Annotated in this window: 18 protein-coding genes; 4 read left to right on the top strand and 14 right to left on the bottom strand. The window is 36.5% G+C overall.

Going from position 1 to position 20,024, the window contains the following annotated elements; translation table 11 throughout:
• Window positions 1–3: 3 nt before the first annotated feature.
• From feoB to OLM58_RS07120, 4 genes are all read right to left on the bottom strand, one after another.
• Entirely contained in the window at window positions 4–2,103 is a 2,100-nt protein-coding gene (gene feoB, locus OLM58_RS07135) for a ferrous iron transport protein B (RefSeq protein WP_264531751.1), read from the bottom strand.
• The gene (locus tag OLM58_RS07130; RefSeq protein ID WP_264531750.1) at window positions 2,103–2,342 is read right to left on the bottom strand and encodes a FeoA family protein; all 240 of its coding nucleotides are present in this window, start codon (window positions 2,340–2,342) and stop codon (window positions 2,103–2,105) included. Before OLM58_RS07130 ends, feoB begins: the two co-directional genes overlap by 1 nt.
• Before the next feature lie 146 nt (window positions 2,343–2,488).
• A complete protein-coding gene (locus tag OLM58_RS07125) occupies window positions 2,489–3,154 on the bottom strand; it encodes an SCO family protein (protein WP_017495804.1) in 666 nt (221 codons plus the stop codon).
• A 196-nt stretch (window positions 3,155–3,350) separates the two neighbouring features.
• Window positions 3,351–4,274 (bottom strand): DMT family transporter, encoded by a 924-nt coding sequence (locus OLM58_RS07120; RefSeq protein ID WP_264531749.1) that lies wholly within the window; start codon window positions 4,272–4,274, stop codon window positions 3,351–3,353.
• 202 nt (window positions 4,275–4,476) lie between these two features.
• Here OLM58_RS07120 and OLM58_RS07115 point away from each other — a divergent pair, with 202 nt between their 5' ends.
• Window positions 4,477–6,537 carry a M13 family metallopeptidase gene (locus OLM58_RS07115; RefSeq protein ID WP_264531748.1) on the top strand — a complete coding sequence of 687 codons (2,061 nt, stop codon included), beginning with the start codon at window positions 4,477–4,479 and terminating at the stop codon, window positions 6,535–6,537.
• 309 nt (window positions 6,538–6,846) lie between these two features.
• Window positions 6,847–8,907 (top strand): M13 family metallopeptidase, encoded by a 2,061-nt coding sequence (locus OLM58_RS07110; protein WP_264531747.1) that lies wholly within the window; start codon window positions 6,847–6,849, stop codon window positions 8,905–8,907.
• A 192-nt stretch (window positions 8,908–9,099) separates the two neighbouring features.
• Here the strand turns inward: OLM58_RS07110 and OLM58_RS07105 are convergent, their stop codons facing one another.
• From OLM58_RS07105 to hemB, 3 genes are all read right to left on the bottom strand, one after another.
• The gene (locus OLM58_RS07105; protein WP_264531746.1) at window positions 9,100–9,546 is read right to left on the bottom strand and encodes a GyrI-like domain-containing protein; all 447 of its coding nucleotides are present in this window, start codon (window positions 9,544–9,546) and stop codon (window positions 9,100–9,102) included.
• 74 nt (window positions 9,547–9,620) lie between these two features.
• Window positions 9,621–10,022 (bottom strand): c-type cytochrome, encoded by a 402-nt coding sequence (locus OLM58_RS07100; protein ID WP_264531745.1) that lies wholly within the window; start codon window positions 10,020–10,022, stop codon window positions 9,621–9,623.
• 1 nt (window position 10,023) lies between these two features.
• Window positions 10,024–11,016 carry a porphobilinogen synthase gene (hemB, locus tag OLM58_RS07095; protein WP_264531744.1) on the bottom strand — a complete coding sequence of 331 codons (993 nt, stop codon included), beginning with the start codon at window positions 11,014–11,016 and terminating at the stop codon, window positions 10,024–10,026.
• Window positions 11,017–11,337: 321 nt separating this feature from the next.
• Here hemB and OLM58_RS07090 point away from each other — a divergent pair, with 321 nt between their 5' ends.
• Together OLM58_RS07090 and OLM58_RS07085 are read left to right on the top strand one after the other, a co-directional pair.
• A complete protein-coding gene (locus tag OLM58_RS07090) occupies window positions 11,338–11,970 on the top strand; it encodes a hypothetical protein (RefSeq protein ID WP_264531743.1) in 633 nt (210 codons plus the stop codon).
• Window positions 11,971–11,973: 3 nt separating this feature from the next.
• Window positions 11,974–13,788 carry a hypothetical protein gene (locus tag OLM58_RS07085; protein ID WP_264531742.1) on the top strand — a complete coding sequence of 605 codons (1,815 nt, stop codon included), beginning with the start codon at window positions 11,974–11,976 and terminating at the stop codon, window positions 13,786–13,788.
• Window positions 13,789–13,859: 71 nt separating this feature from the next.
• On the opposite strand, the gene OLM58_RS07080 is transcribed toward OLM58_RS07085, so the two are convergent.
• From OLM58_RS07080 to hemE, 7 genes are all read right to left on the bottom strand, one after another.
• Window positions 13,860–14,747, bottom strand: coding sequence for a fructose bisphosphate aldolase (locus tag OLM58_RS07080; RefSeq protein ID WP_264532432.1), 888 nt, complete (start codon window positions 14,745–14,747; stop codon window positions 13,860–13,862).
• Between the two features lie 54 nt (window positions 14,748–14,801).
• Window positions 14,802–15,743: a DUF4421 domain-containing protein gene (locus OLM58_RS07075; protein WP_264531741.1), complete on the bottom strand. Its 942-nt coding sequence runs from the start codon at window positions 15,741–15,743 to the stop codon at window positions 14,802–14,804.
• A gap of 350 nt (window positions 15,744–16,093) precedes the next feature.
• The gene (gene tnpA / locus OLM58_RS07070; protein WP_264531740.1) at window positions 16,094–16,558 is read right to left on the bottom strand and encodes an IS200/IS605 family transposase; all 465 of its coding nucleotides are present in this window, start codon (window positions 16,556–16,558) and stop codon (window positions 16,094–16,096) included.
• A gap of 116 nt (window positions 16,559–16,674) precedes the next feature.
• Window positions 16,675–17,607, bottom strand: a complete 933-nt coding sequence (gene hemF, locus OLM58_RS07065) for an oxygen-dependent coproporphyrinogen oxidase (RefSeq protein WP_264531739.1) — start codon at window positions 17,605–17,607, stop codon at window positions 16,675–16,677.
• Between the two features lie 12 nt (window positions 17,608–17,619).
• Complete coding sequence (locus OLM58_RS07060; RefSeq protein ID WP_264531738.1) at window positions 17,620–18,498, bottom strand: GNAT family N-acetyltransferase; 879 nt, start codon at window positions 18,496–18,498, stop codon at window positions 17,620–17,622.
• A gap of 2 nt (window positions 18,499–18,500) precedes the next feature.
• Window positions 18,501–18,878, bottom strand: a complete 378-nt coding sequence (locus tag OLM58_RS07055) for a hypothetical protein (RefSeq protein ID WP_264531737.1) — start codon at window positions 18,876–18,878, stop codon at window positions 18,501–18,503.
• A gap of 90 nt (window positions 18,879–18,968) precedes the next feature.
• Window positions 18,969–19,994, bottom strand: coding sequence for a uroporphyrinogen decarboxylase (gene hemE / locus OLM58_RS07050; protein WP_264531736.1), 1,026 nt, complete (start codon window positions 19,992–19,994; stop codon window positions 18,969–18,971).
• Between the last annotated feature and the right edge of the window lie 30 nt (window positions 19,995–20,024).

The following is a 20,024-nucleotide window of genomic DNA, read 5'->3' as shown; positions in this document are numbered from 1 at the left end:
CGTTTATTTTAAAAGTTGATACGCTATAAGTGCAACAAAATAAGCAAGACCACTCATCAGGACAAGCTGCATGGCAGGCCATTTCCAGGAATTGGTTTCCTTCTTGGTGATGGCAAGCGTACTGGCGCATTGCATCGCAAAAGCATAAAAAAGCAATAAGGATATACCAGAGGCAAAATTAAAAATCTTATGACCCGTTTCCGGATTGATCTCTTCCTGCATTTTACTTCTTATGGTAGATTCGTTATCTGTATCTCCAACACTGTATATGGTTGCAAGAGTTCCCACGAACACTTCACGTGCGGCAAAGGAACTAATTAGTGCAATTCCGATTTTCCAGTCGTAACCTAAAGGCGAAATAACGGGTTCTATGGCTCTTCCCATTAAACCGATATAAGAGTTTTCTAGTTTTTGCGAAGCGACTTCATTTTCAAACTGAGTTTCATCTAAAGTGGTATCTGCAAATCTCTCTTTTACAATAGTCTCGGCCTCATTAAAATCTTTTCCTGGACCATACGAAGCTAAAAACCACAAGATAACCGATATGGCTAAGATAATTTTACCGGCACCCACTACGAAAGCTTTTGTTTTCTCTACAACATTAATCGCAACGTTTTTAAACAACGGCAATTTATAACTTGGCATTTCTACCACGAAATATGTCTTTGAACTAATTTTTAGTATTTTGTCTAAGATGTAAGAAGCAAGAATTGCGGTTGCAAAACCTAATAAATACAATAACATCAGTGCTAATCCCTGCATATTTAAGATTCCAAAAAGGCGTTCGTCCGGAATTACCAATGAAATAATGATCGTGTAAACAGGTAGTCTGGCAGAGCAGGTAGTAAAAGGAGTTACCAGAATTGTAATCAGTCGTTCTTTCCAGTTTTCGATATTTCGGGTAGCCATAATGGCCGGAATAGCACAGGCCGTTCCTGAAATTAAAGGCACGACACTCTTTCCGGACAAACCAAATTTTCGCATGATTTTATCCATCAAAAAGACCACACGGCTCATATAACCACTCTCTTCTAAAATCGAAATGAACAGAAACAAAAAGGCAATTTGTGGGATAAAAATAATCACACCGCCAATTCCCGGTACAATTCCCTGAGAAAGTAAGTCGGTGAGAATTCCGCTTGGCAGTTCTTCGGCAACCCAGCTGCTTAAGGAAGCAAAGGAGCTGTCGATGAAATCCATAGGAATAGTTGACCAACTGAAAATAGACTGGAAGATCAAAAATAAAATAGCCAGGAAAATAACATAACCCCAAACTTTATGGGTTAAAACGCGATCCAGTTTTGCTCTGATATCCTTTGCCATTGAGGCATCTACTTTTAAACCTTCTTTTAAAACATCGTTTATAAACTGATATCGTTTTATCGTTTCCTTTTGCTGTAAGCGTTTTAGTTCCGAATGTGATTTGGTAAAAGTGCTTCTGATTTCATTTCGATCCAGGTTCGAAAAATTCACATCCTGTGTAATTACCAGCCAAAGTTTGTACAACAACTGATTCGGAAAAGCTTCCTGTAGTTTTTCAAAATATGCCTGATCAATAACTGATGCGTTCAGGCAAGGCTCATGCGGAATATTTTTATACGAAACAATTAGTTCTTTCAGTTCTTCAATTCCCAAACCTTTTCGGGAACTAACCAAAGCAATTTTCGTTTTTAGTTTTTCCTCGAGATAAGGAATATCCAAAGTAATACCTTTGCTTTCCATACGGTCTGACATATTGATGACCAGAATTGTCGGAATTTCAAGATCTTTAATTTGAGTGTAAATCAGTAAATTACGTTTTAGATTTTCGACATCTGTAACCACTACCGCTACATCCGGATATAATTTGTCGTTTTTGTTCAATAACAATTCAATAACCACACTTTCGTCCATAGAACTGGCATTCAGACTATAGGTTCCCGGCAAATCCAGAATGTTAGCTTTGATATTGTGTGGTAACTTACAGAAACCAATTTTTTTCTCAACCGTAATTCCGGGATAATTCCCAACTTGTTGATTTAATCCGGTAAGTTGATTGAAAACAGAAGTTTTTCCGGTATTCGGATTCCCGATAAGGGCAACGTTGATATTTTGAATGCTCATTACAAATTGGTTTTGATAGGTTCAACTTCAATTTCACGAGCAGTTTCAACGCGAATGGCTACATGTGAACCATTAATGTCTAAATACAGGGGATCGCCAAAAGGCGCAATTTGCAGTAATTCAACTAAGTTGCCCGGCAAACAACCCATTTCTAGTAGTTTTAGAGGAATAAGATCGATATCAAAATCTTTGATAATGGCTTTTTCGCCTTTTTTCAGAGTGTGGATAGTATTTTGCAAGCTTATTTAGATTGAATTTAGATTGCAAAAATAGGCAATTATTCTTTATTTTAAGGTATTTAACACTTGCTGAAATGCTAAATCTTTCTAAAAATAAGGGATTTTAGATCGATTTTAATGAATTTCGCGATTGTTCTTTCGAGGGATTACTCCTGACACAGAAAATTAATGTCTTCTAAAAGACGTTTAATTTCTTCCTTATTTGTTCCGTCATAAAAACCACGAACACGTCTTTTTTGATCTACCAAAACAAAATTCTCAGTATGCACCATGTCGTAAAGCTGATCAGGACGCCCGAGTTTTACAGCCAGATATGATTTTCGTGCCATCGTATAAATTTCTTTTTTATCGCCCGTAACCAGATTCCATTTGCTGTCGACCACACCATGTTTTATGGCATAAGCTTTTAGAACAGGGATACTGTCAACCTCAGGAAATACCGTATGAGAAAGCAGCATTACTTTCGGATTGTTTAAAACGGCTTTTTGAACATCCTCCAAGTTGGTTGTCATTTTTGGGCAGATTGAACCGCAGGTGGTGAAGAAAAAGTCGGCCACATATATTTTTCCCTCGTAATTTTTCTGGGTAATAGTATCTCCGTTTTGATTCACAAACGAAAAATCGGCAATTGTATGGTATTTGCTTTTATATTGAACCGTACTATCTACCAGTTCCGGATTTACATCGGCAGGATTGTAAATAGGTAAAGTTTTTTGCGGTTTTAAAGCCGAGTAAAATAAAGATATTGTAACGGTTGAAAATACAATAAGAACAATAAAGAATTTACGGTATTTGTATAGAAAAGATTTCATAAAAGCAATTTGGGGGCAAAAATACGAAAAGCACTTCTCAAAATCCTAAGAGCGCTTAGTTTTTAACAGGTTATAGGGAGTAAAAAAGGACTGAAAGCCCAAAAGCACCAGTATGGCACAACGCGCTAGGACTGATAATAATAATACCCAATGCCCTGAAAGGACTAAAGCAAATTTATACCAAGAAACAAATTCTCTATTTTTTGGTTTTCCGAATAGTCTTGTTTACCAAATACAGTCCTGTTAAGGTTACGATGGTACCAATCGCGATCGCCTGCGTAAGGGTTTCTCCAAAAATGAACGAACCTAAAATCATCGCAACAATTGGATTGATGTACACATAAATACTGCTGATTTCTGTGGGAAGATGCTGCAGCGAATAGATAAATGCAATGAAAGTTAATACCGACCCAATAAGAACCAGATAGGCAATAGACCACAAAGAAGGCAATGGAATCTCACTTAGAGGAATATTAACTCCCGCAGCTTCCGTAATTCCAAAAAGAAAAACGCTGGAAATCAGCATTTGCAATCCTAAACTGAAATAGGGGTTAAAACTCGATGCTTTCTTTTTTGTTTCAAGTATTCCGAAAGCCCAGGTTATGGTAGAAGCCGTCATCAGTATAATTCCGAATTGAAAATCAGGTCGGAGAAAATCAGAGATATAGTCCATAAAAATAATACAAACCCCTCCAAAACTGATCAGGATCCCTATCAAAGCCATTTTTGCAATTTTCTGACCGTTAAAGAAGTTGATGATGATAATCCAGATCGGAAATAAAGCACTAATGATCGCTCCAAGTCCGCTGCTCATATATTTTACCCCCCAGGTACTTAAGCCGTTGCTGCATACAAAATTCAGGAAGGCCAGAATTATGATTGTACGCCACTGTCGGCCTTTTGGCCAGGGCTGTTTTTTCAGAAGAAAATATCCGACATATAAAATTCCGCCTAAAAACTGACGAATGGTTGCCAGTTGTAAAGCAGGCATGTGTTTTACTCCTTCTTTAGAGGCCAGCCAGGTGGTTCCCCAAAAAAAACTTACCCAGCATAAAGCCAAAATCGGTAATCCGATAGCTTCAATTTTTCCTGAAACGGCATTCTGAATTTTTGCTTTCACTTTTATTTAAATTCGGTGTAACAAATATTCGAAAAAGTATTCTAATATAGAGTTAAAAATCGATGATAAATAAACGGAAATATTTTTTAGTAGCTATTCTGATGTTATGATTATTGATTTTTTTCCGATTATTTTAAAAAATTTAACATAACGTTTCGGATATTAGGAATACGTTTGTGCAACCACCAAAACTTAAATATAAATGAAAAGACAATTTAGCAGACCTTTGTTCTGCGCCCTTTTTTCAGCAGTTTCATTTACAGCAGTCAATGCTCAGAATGCAACTTCCAAAGAGCCTGGTATTAATGTTTCGTACATGAATCCTAAAATCAGCGCCAGTCAGGATTTTTTCCAATATGTAAACGGAACCTGGCTTAGTAAAACTGAAATTCCAAGTGATCGTACCACTTGGGGAAGTTTTAATGAATTGATCAAAAAAACAGATAAAGACGCAATGTCTATTCTGAAAGAAGCTTCTAAAAATCCAAAGTACAAATCAGATACTGATCAGGGTAAAGCAGTAAACTTGTTTTCGACGATTTTAGATACCGTTGGGAGAAACAAAGCGGGTATAAAACCGTTGCAGCCTTACTTTAAAAAAATTGATGCGATTAAAAACATCGCTGATCTTCAAAAATACCTGACTGAAATCGGACAGGAAGGTAATAGTGTATTTTTCGGAATTTATATTGGCGCCGATGAGAAAAACAGTTCTAAGAACTCCGTAATGCTTTATCCAAATAGATTAGGATTGCCGGATCAGGATTATTATATCTCTGAAGATAAAGATTCTAAAGAAAAGCGTTCAAAATATGTACTTCATGTGGCGAGAATGATGCAATTTCTTGGCGAATCGCCGGAAAAAGCAAAGGAAAGTGCAGCCGGAATTTTAGCCTTAGAAACACAATTGTCAAAACCGAGACTGAATCGTGTAGAAAGCAGAGACAGTCGTTTGCAATACAATCCAATGACCGTTGCTGAACTTCAAAAATTAACGCCTGCCATTAATTGGGATGCTTATCTTTCAAGTCTTGGTTTAGCAAAATTACAGAGTATAGTAGTGACGGAGCCTAAATACATGAAGGCTTTACAAACTGTTTTTACAGAGAATAAAGTAGCACTGTGGAAAGAATACCTGAAATGGGACTTGCTTACCTCTTATGCAAGTGAGTTGTCAACAGATTTGGAGACGGCTAATTTTGATTTTTACAGCAAGACCTTAAGAGGAGCAATCAAACAATTGCCACGTGAAGAAAAAGCATTGCAAGTGGTTAACTCAAGTGTTGGTGAAGCATTAGGTAAGTTATATGTAGAGAAAGTGTTTCCTGCCGAAGCAAAAGCAAAAGCAGTAGACATGATTCATAACGTAATTCAGGCATACAAAACCCGTATTAATAATTTGACCTGGATGTCTGCGGCTACAAAGATAAAAGCGATTGAAAAACTGGACAAGCTTACTGTAAAAGTGGGGTATCCGGATAAATGGAAAGACTATTCGGCCCTTGAAATTAAAGGTGTAGCAGAGGGGGGAAGTTATTTCGAAAATATGATAAATCTGTCTAAGTGGAATTTCAAAAAAGGAATCGACAAATTATACAAACCGGTTGATAAAACCGAGTGGGGAATGTCGCCACAGACTGTAAATGCTTATTTCAACCCATCGTACAACGAGATCGTATTCCCGGCAGCAATTTTACAGCCTCCTTTCTACAATTATCAAGCTGATGAAGCGGTAAATTATGGTGGTATCGGAGCAGTTATTGGTCATGAAATCTCTCATGGTTTTGATGATTCAGGAGCACGTTACAATGCCGAAGGAAACTTAGTAGACTGGTGGACACCGGAAGATTTAAAACAATTTACGGCACTTGGTACTGCTTTGGCAGATCAATACAGCGCTTTACAGCCTTTACCGGGTATTCATGTTGACGGTAAATTTACGTTAGGCGAAAATATTGGTGATTTAGGAGGTATTAATGCCGCTTATGATGGTTTGCAATTGTATTTAAAAGCACACGGTAATCCGGGATTGATTGACGGATTTACTCCGGAGCAACGTTTCTTTATCTCATGGGCAACTGTGTGGAGAACCAAAACGAGAGACGAAGCGCTTAAAAATCAGGTAAAAACAGACCCGCATTCACCTGGAATGTACAGAGCAGTTGTTCCGGTTCAGAACGTAGATGCCTTTTACGATGCTTTCGGAATTAAAAAGGGAGACAAAATGTATATTGATCCTGATAAAAGAGTAAAAATCTGGTAACAGATAAAATCATAGAAAACGACGCTAAACTAGCGTCGTTTTTGATTTCTGTAAAGTCCTTCATCTGTTTTTTTACACAGATTTAGCAGATTTTTAATTTTAAGGATGTACTATAAAAATAAAGGAGAGTTAACTATTGTTTTTAATCCGCAAAATCTGAGGGCCATTTTAAACCATCTAACTCATCATCGGTATAGAAGCAGGCCATAGTCTGAAGGCATTCCGGAGTCCATTTTATGTGAAAAATTTAACATGATGTTTGGAATAATTAGAATATGTTTGTGTATATACTAAAAACTACAAAGAAAAATGATCAAACAACTACGAAAACCAATGTTTTGTGTTGTTTCTGCAATGGTTACCATTACCGCAGTAAACGCACAAAGTGCAAAACCAAAAGAACCGGGTATCAATCTGTCTAATATGAATACCAAAGTAAGTCCGAAAGAAGACTTCTTTAGATATGTAAACGGAACCTGGTTGGACAAAACTGAAATTCCAAGTGATAGAAATTCATGGGGAAGTTTCAATGAACTACGTCAGAAAACTGATAATGATGCACTTGCTATCTTAAAAGAAGCATCAAAAGATCCTAAGTACAAATCCAATACAGATCAGGGTAAAGCGATTGCTTTATTCAATACGATTTTAGATACTGTTGGACGTAATAAAAGAGGAGTTACACCGCTTCAGCCTTTCTTAAAAAAGATCGATGCCATTAAAAATGTAACAGATCTTCAAAACTTCTTTATCGAAATGCAGCCACAAGGTGGTATTGGTTTCTTTGGTGTTTTTGTTGGGGCAGATGCTAAAAACAGTAACAAAAATACCGTTAACTTAGGTCCTGGTGGTTTAGGATTGTCAGACAAAGATTATTACAACGCTGATGATAAAGATTCAAAAGAAAAACGTGAAAAGTATGAAGTACACGTTGCCAGAATGATGCAGTTTTTAGGAGAGTCTCCTGCAAAAGCAAAAGAAAGTGCCAAACAAATTCTGGCTTTAGAAATCGAATTGTCTGCTCCAAGATTAGACCGTGTTGAGCGTAGAGACCGTAGAAAACAATACAATCCAACAGCAATTGCTGATTTAAAAAAGAATACGCCTTCTGTTGAATGGGAAAAATATTTTACCGGAATTGGAATGGCAAAATTGGATAGTGTAAATGTGGCGCAACCGCGTTATATGATTGCTTTAGAAAAAACACTTTCAGAAAAGAAAGTAGAAGCATGGAAAGCATACTTAAAATGGTCTCTATTAAACAGAACTGCTTCGACTTTGAGTACAGATATCGAAAATGCTAATTTTGATTTCTATGGAAAAACGTTGACAGGTGCTTTAAAACAGCGTCCTCGTGAAGAAATGGCGTTACAGGTAATTAATACTGCAACCGGTGAAGCTTTAGGAAAATTGTATGTAGAGAAATTATTCCCTGCTGAAGCAAAAGACAAAGCAAAGAAAATGATTGCTAATGTAATGCTGGCTTACGAAAACAGAATTAATGCATTGCCTTGGATGTCGCAACAAACCAAAGTAAAAGCCATTGAGAAATTGAAAAAACTAACCATTAAAATCGGATATCCTGATAAATGGAAAGACTATTCGGCTTTAGAACTTAAAAATGTAGGGGAAGGCGGAACCTATTTTGACAATATGAGAAGTATATCAAAATGGGCTTATGCTGAGAACCTGGCTAAATTAGGAAAACCGGTTGATAAAACAGAGTGGGGAATGTCTCCGCAAACGGTAAATGCTTATTTCAACCCATCTTACAACGAGATTGTTTTCCCGGCAGCGATCCTCCAACCGCCTTTTTATAATTATCAGGCAGACGAAGCGGTGAACTACGGTGGAATTGGAGCAGTAATCGGACACGAGATTTCTCACGGGTTTGATGATTCAGGAGCACGTTACAATGCTGATGGTAATCTTGTAGACTGGTGGACACCGGAAGATTTGAAACAATTTACAGCTCTTGGAGCAGCTCTTGCAGCGCAGTACAGCGCTTTAGAGCCCCTGCCTGGAATTCACGTAGACGGTAAATTTACTTTAGGTGAAAATATTGGTGATTTAGGTGGAATTAATGCAGCTTACGATGGATTGCAATTGTATTTGAAAGCCAATGGAAATCCGGGATTAATTGATGGATTTACACCTGAGCAGCGTTTCTTTATTTCATGGGCTACCGTATGGAGAACGAAATCAAGAGATGAGGCTATAAAAAGCCAGGTTAAAACAGACCCGCATTCACCTGGAATGTACAGAGCTGTAGTGCCAATTCAAAATGTTGATGCTTTTTACAAGGCTTTCGATATTAAAAAAGGAGACAAAATGTACATTGATCCTGATAAAAGAGTTAAAATCTGGTAACAGAAAAACCATAAAAAACGGCGCTAATTTTAGCGCCGTTTTTGTTTAGTCTCTTTTATCTCTCGAAGTGTAAGGAATGTCTTTGACAGAGTTCTTTCTTTAAAATTTGTTTTACGATGATCTCGATGAAAAGAAATCTGTACTAATCCACGTAGAATAAATAACTCATTGATGTCTTTATGTCGATTTATATTATTTAACAGCAATATAGATATCAACCTCTGCATCTTCAGGATTTTGAGCCTGTTCCCCGTAAATTTCAAAATCTTCGGTATAAAGTCTGTCTAAATCCGAGTTCCAAATTTTCATCCATTCGTTAATCACAATGCCATCAGCAAGATTGCCTTTGGCAGTAAACTTTTGGTAATGGACTCCGGAGATTGTTTTGGCAACCATTCCTTCCGGAATAACAGTTAGATTTTCTACTACACAGCCCAGTATAGTGGTATAAGGGCGCGTATAATCCTTTTCATAGTCCGTATAGATACAATAGATCGCATTACTTGTTTTATTGGGAATTTTTTGAAGAATTCCTTCTGACATAAATCGATTCCAAAGTGCCGGAATATCTGTCCCCGATTGGCCATTTTCGTTAGTCGTTCTTATTGAAATACCAATCACATTGAATTTTTGTTCCATCTTACATGTTTTTTGTTAAGCTGTAAAGGTAAAATGACGCAATGACAACAGTATGTCAGCAGGAAACGATAATCTTACTTTAAATGGCTGTAAATATAGGTTTCAATCGCTTTTAGTTCTTCATCCGACATCGCCTGTGTTACCGGAAAATTAGTCTTCATAACGGCAAACTGACTCGGATCAACAATAGGATCAGCATTTCCTTTCAGGAAAGTAACAATATCTGCGTTTTTGTCTTTGTATATTTTGGCTATTTCCTGAATGCTTGGACCAATTACTTTTTTGTCCGGCTGATGGCAGGAGAAACAATTTCCCTGTCCTTCAAAAATTTGTTTTCCAAATTCTTCCGGAGTTTTGGCTTTTGCTGTTTCTCCTTCTGAATAAGCTTCTGTTGTAGTTTCAACTGGCGTTTCTGCAGTTTCTTTTTTACAAGATGCAAACGCTAAAATGGCCGATAAGAATAGTATTTTTTTCATATTATTTGTTTAGTAATACTGCTGCTTCTTTTGCAAAATAAGTCGTGATAATATTGGCACCTGCACGCTTAATGCAATAAAGTTGCTCTAACATAATTTTGTCGTGATCTAACCATCCTCTTTCTGCTGCGGCCTTTACCATAGCGTACTCACCAGATACTTGGTAAACAGCAACGGGTACCTGAACAGTGTTTTTTATCTCACGAACAATGTCTAAATAAGCGATTCCCGGTTTTACCATAACGATATCTGCACCCTCTTCAACATCTAATAAAGCTTCACGAATTCCTTCAATTCGGTTGGCATAATCCATTTGGTAGGTTTTCTTATCTTTTGGGATATTTTGAGAATCTACAGGAGCAGAATCTAAAGCGTCACGAAATGGTCCGTAAAATGCCGAAGCATATTTGGCACTGTAGCTCATGATTCCTACATTGTGATGTCCGTTTTCTTCCAATGCTTTTCTAATGGCTAAAACCCTTCCGTCCATCATATCACTTGGCGCAACAAAATCGGCTCCCGCCTCTGCGTGACTTAAACTCATTCTGGTTAAAGCATCAACTGTAGGGTCATTCAAAAGCTGTCCGTTTTCTATAATTCCATCATGACCATAAATTGAATAAGGATCCAGAGCCACATCCGGCATTACAATCATTTCAGGAACAGCATCTTTTATCGCGCGGATCGTTTGCTGCATCAAACCGTCTTTGTTCCAGGCCTCAACACCTTTATTGTCTTTTAAATGATCGCTGATTTTTACGTAGATGTTCACCGCTTTAATCCCTAAATCCCAGGCTTCTTTTACTTCTTTAATCGTATGGTCCAGAGAATGACGGTAAATTCCCGGCATAGACGGTATGGCTACTTTTACATCTTTTCCTTCAGTAACAAACATCGGAAGCATAAAATCCTGTGGACTTAAACTGGTTTCACGAACTAAAGAACGAATGGATTCATTGGTTCTTAAACGGCGGTTTCTTTGTAATGGGAACATAAAAATTTAGATTTTAGATTTTAGATTTTAGATTGCAACCGATTTCTTCGAAATATGGTGGAGAATCCTACTTTCTAAAGTGTATTGTTTTTTGTTTTTTTGAAGATTGTGTTACTTTTTAATAAGTGCCACAAAGTTAAAGAAAAAGGAACAGAATAAGGCGTTTAGCCCCCGGTAGAATCCGTTAATATTATCTAAAAATTTGCAGAATATGGCAGTTATGTCTTCGTTCGTAAAGTTTCAAAAAGCAATTGGGGATGTAAATTTAGAATTAACTTTCAGGCTCTGGTTTTTTTGAATATTTACCTATAAATTTGTCTAATGAAGAAATTTCTCGCATTATGCTGTTGTTTACTGCTAACCAGCTGTTTCGAAATAACAGAAAGAATCAAACACCATGACGACCAAAGTGGAGAGTACACGCTGATGGTTGATTTTTCGAAATCATGGTTTAAGACAAAATCGGCCATGTGGATGGAAGAGGTTGATGGTGTGAAAATCCCAAACGAACAGGAAATCACCAAAAAACTGGAAGATTTTAAAGTCAAAGCCTTAAAAATTGACGGTATTACCAATGTAACCACTAAAACTGATTTTGATCAGTATGTCTTTATCATCAAACTCAATTATGGCAATCTGAAAGCGCTCAACGCTGTTGTTAATACGATAAACAATCAGAGCAATCAAGTTCATTTTAGCAGCAATGCCAAAAGTTTTGAAAGGATCGCCTCGTATCCGGTTCCTGAAAAAGTAGTAAAAGATCCGAAGAAAAAGGAAGATCTGGAAGCGGCAAGTATTACCGCGATTTATACTTTTGATAAAGATGTTAAGGCCGTAGAGAATCCGAACAGCAGAATTTCACCAAACAAAAAGACCGTTTTCTTAAAACAAAGTATGTACAACGTACTTAAAAAATCGGCCTTAATGAACAATACAATCCAATTAACCCCTTGATTTATGAAGCAATTTTATATTTTATTTTTAGTATTAGCCACACATTTGACTTTTGGACAGATCAATTCAAAATCCTACGATTATTTTGTACAGTTTAACGGAGATCAGCTTTCGAAAAAAGTAAGCGTTGATCAAATAGTAAATCATCCGTTAATTAGTAAATACAAAGAAGGCAAAGTCAGTATCGATCTTAAGAAATATACAGCTCTTTTTAAATCGGATCAAAAGATAACCGTTCATGGTAACTTCACTGATAGTATTCCGTACTATCAGGTGACGCTTCCCATTAAAAACAAAGAAGCAGTGAAGCAGTTCTTAATTGATGAGCATACAAAGAATAAAAATACAGATTCAGTTGAGGTTCCCGTAATTCAGGATTATGGCAAATACGCTGTTTTTACACCAAAAAATCAAAAGACTTCATTTGTCTGGAACGATAATTATCTGGTTTTGGTTGAATTGACTAAAAAATACAAGCCAAAATCATACGATTGGGAAGACAGAACGCAGGATTCTATTGCAATAGATGAACCTTATCAGGAAACTTCAATGGAAACAACAGAAGAAGCTGCGCAATCGGCTGAAGAGGCTGCGGCTAGTGCTGCAAAAGAAACAGAAGAAGCTGTAGCGGTGTCTAATGCAGCATACGAGAAAGCAGAGGCCGATTTCAATCTTTTACAAGCCGAACAACAAAGCCTTTTTATCAAGTCATTGTTCGAAAACGGATTCACCGCACCTGTTTCTGAAAAAATAAATAGGGCAGCCGATATTTCGTCCTGGCTGAATTACAGTTCGGCTATGACCAGTTTAAATTCAGCTTATGGTCTTTTATCGAAATTCACCAGTTACAATAAGTTTTTACCCATGCAGAATAATGCGGCAAATATGGTAAAAGGAATTAATCTGGATTTTTATTTTGAGAATGACAACGCCCGTATTGAGGAAGTTGTTGAATATGCTGAACCGATGGCGCAGATTGTGGGGAAAATGACGGACAGAAAGATTAACAAAAATATTTTCAACTATTTTCCGGATGAAAACCCATTAGGATATATGTCTTATCACATCAATACGAAGGCGGCACTGGAAAAATTTCCAACGTTAGTGGCAGATTTATTTCAAAGTCAGTATTTAGTAAAAGAAGATTTGACGGTTATTACGGATTTAATTTCGACAATCGTAGACGAAGAAGCTACTGCAACGCTTTTTGATGGTGATTTAAGTATGTTTTTGTATCATGTTAATGAAGTTGAGGTGACTAAGAAAATATATGGGTATGATGAAAATTATGAAGAGAAGATAACAGAGGAAAAAGTGAAGAAGAACATTCCGTTATTCTCTATGGTATTTACCTCGACGCATCCTACTTTTGGTGATAAGTTAATCCAATTGGGACTTCGCAAAAAATTCCTGGAGCAAAAAGGAGATTTTTATGAAATTTTTGGAACGGAAGATTATGGGACTATTTTTATCAAAAAAGACAAAGATGTGGTTTTGATAGCCAATACTTTAGATTATTTTAATGATGGAAAAGGACTTTTTGTTAAGAAAGCAAAAAAGGAGTTAAAGAAAAATTACATCTCCGGAAAGTTAAATTTTGCAAGAGCATCATTTGCTTATGAGAATTCTGGCAAAGAAAAAGGGAAAGATTCAGAAAAATTGAAACGATTGTCAGAGCAGTTTAGTGATATTGCCGTACAGTCTCCTAAAAAACTGATCGATAACAAATTGAAATTTGAGTTGAGATTAAACGCTTCAAAATCAGATAAAAATATCATTTTACAAACGTTGGATTTAGCAGAAGAATGGAGTAAATAATCTAAAGTTCGCTATAAAACTAAAATCCCCGAAAGAGATCTGATCTTTTTCGGGGATTTTTTATTCTGATTTTAGAGGATCGATGCCTCATAAATTCCGTTAATGGATTTTTCAAGTTTTGAATTAAATTCATCATCAGACTGACCAAACGTTAGCCCTTCCGAAAGTGCTCGCGAGAAGCTGGCAATCAATCCGTGATTTAGGGCCAGTTTTTGGTTGGCCTCTTCCTGCGCATAACCTCCGGACAATGCCACTACACGTACCACATGAGGATCGGACATTAATTCTTTGTAAAAATCATTTACGGTTGGAATCGAAAGTTTCAGCATCACTTTTACATCTTTGTCCAGTAAATTAAGCTGCTTGATGATTTCTGCTTTTAGAATTTCTTCTGATTTTTCTTTGTCGGCGCTATAAATATCGACCTCAGGTTCAATAATTGGTACAAGGCCTTTGTTAAAGATTTGAAGTCCTACTGCAAATTGCTGTTCAACGACTTCGCGAATTCCCGTAACATTGGCTTCTTTGATTACGGAACGCATCTTGGTTCCGAAAATATTGCGTTCTACAGCGCGAGTTAACAATTCGTTCAGGTTAGAAATGGGTTTCATGAGTTGTACCCCGTTTTCGAGCTCAGCAAGACCTTTGTCTACTTTTAGAAAGGGAACGATATTTTTATGCTCCCACAAGTAGTCAGCAGTCCATTGCCCATCGATTTTGCGGTCCATCGTATTTTCGAACAAAATAGCTCCCAGAATATATTCGCTGCTAAAGGCGGGACTTTTAATAATTCGGGTTCTCATTTCATGTACGAGGGTGTACATTTCTTCTTCAGTTGTATAACTGCTTTCCTGTACACCGTATTGTGCTAATGCTTTTGGTGTGCTTCCGCCACTTTGATCTAATGCAGCAATAAATCCTTTTCCGGTTTGCATGCGGTTCAATTGTTCTTTATTCACATTTACCATACTATTTTATTTTAGATTTTAGAATGAAGATTTTGGATTAAAAAATTACAAACCTATTTTCTGATTTACTTTATCGTAAACTTCTTTTATTTTTTTGGGTGGATCAAATCGGTAACCGGCAGAAAGTTTTAAAGTGGCAGTATTATCATTCAATCGCGGATTGACTTTGTCGTCCTGAGCAAAACTTACGGTATTGATGCTTGCAAAAGCAAAGAAACGGTCATTGTTGTAGGCCAGTTTTAAATTAAAATCGGCTTGATACAGCGCAGATGAATCGCCATCAATATCATTAATTCCAACCCCTAAAGCAATTCCGGCACCAATTAAAACGCGTTGACTAATTACAAAATTATAAAAATAGGAGGGTGCTATCGAAAAAACATAGATATCGGCGTTTGAAGAATCCAGTGTATTGTTTAGATTGAGATTGGTATAATAAAAAGAAAAAGTTGGAATAAAACTTCCGGAGCTTTTGGTCTGCCATTCGTTTTGGCTTACCAATGTTTTAAAAGAAAACTTAGGATTGAAAACATAAGCCGTCGATCCGCCAATTTTTGTGGTGCGCATATCGGGCAATTGTGCCACTATATTATCATCGCTGATATAAAACCCTTTCTGATTGATAAAAGTAAAGGACTGCATCCATTTTTTATAGTAAAAACGGGTATTGAAATTAAAATGCTTGGAATGAGAATCGCCTTTATTTTGGCTTAGAAATTTTGGAGCGAAACCAACAGAAACATCAATGATTTTGTAATTCAGATTAAAACCAATCTGTTCTCTTCTATTTGGAGTAAGATTAAGAAATGTTTGTGAATCCTGTGGGCCTGAAGCAATCTGAAAACTATTTGAAGTGTCTATATAATAAACGCTGCCGGTAATTTTATTGTTATAGGACTTAAAATAAGGATTCTGCAGTGAATCGTTTTGAGCAAAACACCCTAAAAAGCTTCCGAGGAATACGATATAAATCAGTTTTAAGTTCATTGGTTAAAAATTGCAATTATCTGATATTGGTTCAGAATTTAACAAAGGGGAATTATTATTTTTTAATAGGTCACCCCTTCGGGGTTTAAAAACTAAATCTACAAAAAAATATATAAATATGTCGTCCCTTTGGGACTTGGTTATGTATTGTCTTAAAATATCTATAAAGATGTCATCCCGCTGGGATTTGGGTATGTATTGTTTTAGAATTTTTTTGAGGTATTGTGTTCGTTTTAGAATTCCATTATTTTTTACAGAGCTCCGAAGGAGCGGCATATCTATAGAATATGAGCATTAGATTTTTTAAGCTCCAAAGGAGCGATATATTTATTGCGGTATGTTTGTATATATTATTCGTTGACATCATCAAATAAATATTCGTTTTTAAAATCAACGTTAAACGATTCTAAAAAACCGATATATTCCTCTTTGAATGTTTTTGCTTTGTGATGTTCTTCTTGATTTTCAATGTATCTTATAATATTTGCCAAATGGGAATGGCTATACGAGAAGGCTCCAAATCCATTTTGCCATTCAAATTTTCCATTAATCCATTTTTTGTCATTTATGAATTTTGAAGAATTTGCTTTAATATCTCTTACTAAATCCGATATCGACTTATCCGGTTTTAATCCGACCAGAATGTGAATATGATCCGGCATTCCGTTAATAGCAATTAGTTTTTGACCTTTATTGCTAATAATGCCGGTCATGTATTTATAGAGTTCGTCTTTCCAATTTTTGGAAATCAGATTTTGTCGGCCTTTAACGGTGAAAACAATATGAATGTATAATTGAGAATAGGTGCTTGCCATAGTAACAGATTTTTATAGATATCATCCTTGATGGGTTTAAAGACTAAATCTACAAAAATCTATTCAAGGGGTGTTATTTTGCGAGAGAAATTTTTTACAAAAAAAACAAACAAAGTCTATTGTAATTCAATCCAGTCAACAGGGTTTTCCAATACCTGAATCAATTTTTCCTCAACGCTTCCGGCTTCTGCGTGATGATCGTAAACCCATTGTACGTGCGGAGGCAAACTCATTAAAATGCTTTCAATTCTTCCATTGGTTTTCAAACCGAACAAGGTGCCTTTATCATGAACTAAATTGAATTCGACATAACGACCACGACGGATTTCCTGCCAGTTTCTGTTTTCGGCTGTGTATTCCAGATTTTTTCTTCTTTCTACAATTGGAACATAAGCCTCCAGGAAACTGTTCCCCACTTCGGTTACAAAATTGTACCAGTCTTCCATTGACATGCTTTCGGTTGCTTTGCAATAATCAAAAAACAAACCACCAATACCTCGTGCTTCGTTTCTATGCGCATTCCAGAAATAGGCGTCACATTGCTTTTTATACTTAGGATAAAACTCGGGGTTATGCTTGTCGCAAGCGGTTTTGCAGGTTTGATGAAAGTGAATAGCATCTTCTTCAAACAGATAGTAAGGTGTTAGATCCTGTCCGCCGCCAAACCACTGCTGAATTATTTTTCTTGGACCTGTACTGAGTGAAGACGAAGTATCATACATTTCAAAGTAGCGCCAGTTCGCATGAACCGTTGGAGCCATTGGGTTTTTAGGATGAAGAACCAGGCTTAATCCGCAGGCGAAGAAATCGGCTTCATCTACATTAAACATTTTCTGCATGGCTTCCGGCAGTTTTCCGTGAACGGCAGAGATATTGACACCTCCTTTTTCAAAAACGGCACCATTTTCGATTACACGCGTTCTTCCGCCGCCGCCTTCCGGGCGTTTCCAGAGATCTTCGCGGAATTTTGCAGTTCCGTCAACCGTTTCTAATCCGGCACAGATCTGGTCTTGTAATTGTTGTATGTAGGCGTAAAATTTATCTTTCATTGTTTTTAATTTCTAAAGAACATATTTTTCCATAACATAGAAAAAAGTGCATATTGGTACTATGATGTGAGGGAGTAGTATTAATTTATAATAGGAGTCCTTAGAGGAAGATTTTTTAAAAAAAAGCAAAACGGATATTAGATAAAACAGGGTAAGTGCGAGTATGAATAGCGGATAGATAAAAATCAGGTAACCTGACGCATTATCTGTGAAAAAATAAAATTTTATCGCCTTATAAAGCCAATAATAATAAAAGCCAAAAAAAAGAATTTTATAGGAGAGTGAAGTCATTTTTGCACTTCCCATATAAAGTTTTAATTGGTTAATGCCGGAAGTTAATTTATCCTTCTTGAGTAGATATTCGGATTGGAGTAATCCAAAGTACACCACATCTTCTAAAGTATCGTCACTGTTTTTAAATTCCTCTCTTAATATTCCTTCTTGTTTAAAATGATGTTTTAAAGCAATCTGCTGACTTGCTTTGTTGATTTTTGAAGTACAGATGAATACTTTATTCATGTTTAAAGTATTAAAACAAAAATCTAAGGTTTCGGAAACCATTTTTGAAGTAATTCCTTTTCCCTGATAATCTTCATCAACAAAATAACCCAACTCACATTTCGAAATACGATTATCAATGCTTTTGATGCACAAATAACCAATTAATGCATTGGTTTTGTTGTCTCTCGGATAGAAAAAATATCCTTCTTTATGATTTTCTTTGTCTTGGTTGAAAGCAAGAAACTGCTTTGTTTTTTCGAGATCCGGACAGTAAGAAAGTGTGACAGGAAATGTTTTCTGAATGTGGTCTCTATTCTTTTCGATGAGGTTGTAAAATTCCTCAGGAAGAATATTGGCAATTGTATCTGTTTTCCAGTCCGTAAAACTCATCGTTATTTGTTTTTTAAGGAAGAGATTTTAGCATTAATTCCAAAGGAGAAAACCTTACTTTCTTGTTGGATATATTCATAAATAGCCAAAGCTTTATCGGTGAAATTATAATTTTCATCTTTAGAGAATTCGATTAAAATATCTCCGAATTGCTCTAAATGTTCCCAGTCAAAATGAAGCTGTATTAATAATGTGATTAAATCTTCGTTTTTTTGAAAAGATAAAGATTCAAAGCTTAGTTCGATTTCTTTTAGCTGATTTTTAATATTTTCTTTTTCCGTATTATTCAAAGGATAAGGAACAAAAACAAGTGATCGTAACGTCTTGAGGACGTTATCAATTCTTATTTTTTCTTCGTCTCTTAAACCTTTGTTCAGCATTTTTTAAAATTTTCAGTCTCAGTCCCAGTTTTCGGTCTCAGTTTTCAGTGTTCTGGTAGACAACTGAAAACTGAGACGGCGTACTGAAAACTAGTTTCCGTATTCTTTAACCGCGTCAATGAATGCTTTAGCGTGATCTACAGGGATATTTGGTAAAATCCCATGACCTAAATTTACGATATATTTGTCTTTTCCGAATTCGTCGATCATTTCGTGAACCATTTTTTTGATGGTTGGAATTGGAGAAAGTAATCTTGAAGGATCAAAATTACCTTGTAAAGTAATATTTCCACCTGATAAATAACGAGCATTTCTAGGAGTACAAGTCCAGTCTACACCAAGTGCCGAAGCTTTACTTTTGCCCATTTCGCCTAAGGCAAACCAGCATCCTTTTCCGAACACAATAACAGGAGTAACCCCTGCCAATGCATCGATAATTTGATTGATGTACTTCCAGGAGAATTCCTGATAGTCAACCGGAGAAAGCATTCCTCCCCAGGAGTCAAAAATCTGAACGGCATTAACACCTGCTTTTACTTTTTCTTTTAAGTATAAAATAGTCGTATCTGTAATTTTTTGTAATAAAGTGTGTGCTGCAACCGGGTTTGAAAAGCAAAATCCTTTAGCAGTATCAAAACTTTTAGAACCTTTTCCTTCAACAGCATAACAAAAGATTGTCCAGGGTGAACCCGCGAAACCAATTAATGGCACTTCGTCGTTCAGCATTTCTTTCGTTAATTTAATGGCATCAAAGACATATCCTAAAGTTTCATTTACATCCGGAACAAAAACCTGATTCACCTGTTCCATTGTACGAATAGGATCCGGAATAATTGGACCTAAATTGTCTTTCAATTCTACATGAATACCCATTGCACGCGGAACCACTAAAATATCAGAGAATAAAATAGCAGCATCCGGAGCAATTCTGCGGATTGGCTGAACGGTAATTTCGGCAGCCAGTTCCGGAGTTTCACATCTGGTGAAAAAATCATATTTATCACGTAAAGCTCTAAATTCAGGTAAATATCTTCCAGCCTGACGCATCATCCAAACTGGTGGACGTTGAACGGTTTCTCCTTTTAGTGCTTTTAAAAATAGGTCGTTTTTTAACATTGTTTCTTTGCTTTAGGCTTTAAGCTTTAG

Origin of the sequence: Flavobacterium sp. N502540 (genome assembly GCF_025947365.1) — a bacterium.
Taxonomy (GTDB): Bacteria; Bacteroidota; Bacteroidia; order Flavobacteriales; family Flavobacteriaceae; genus Flavobacterium.
This window is presented reverse-complemented; position numbering and strand designations above follow the sequence as displayed.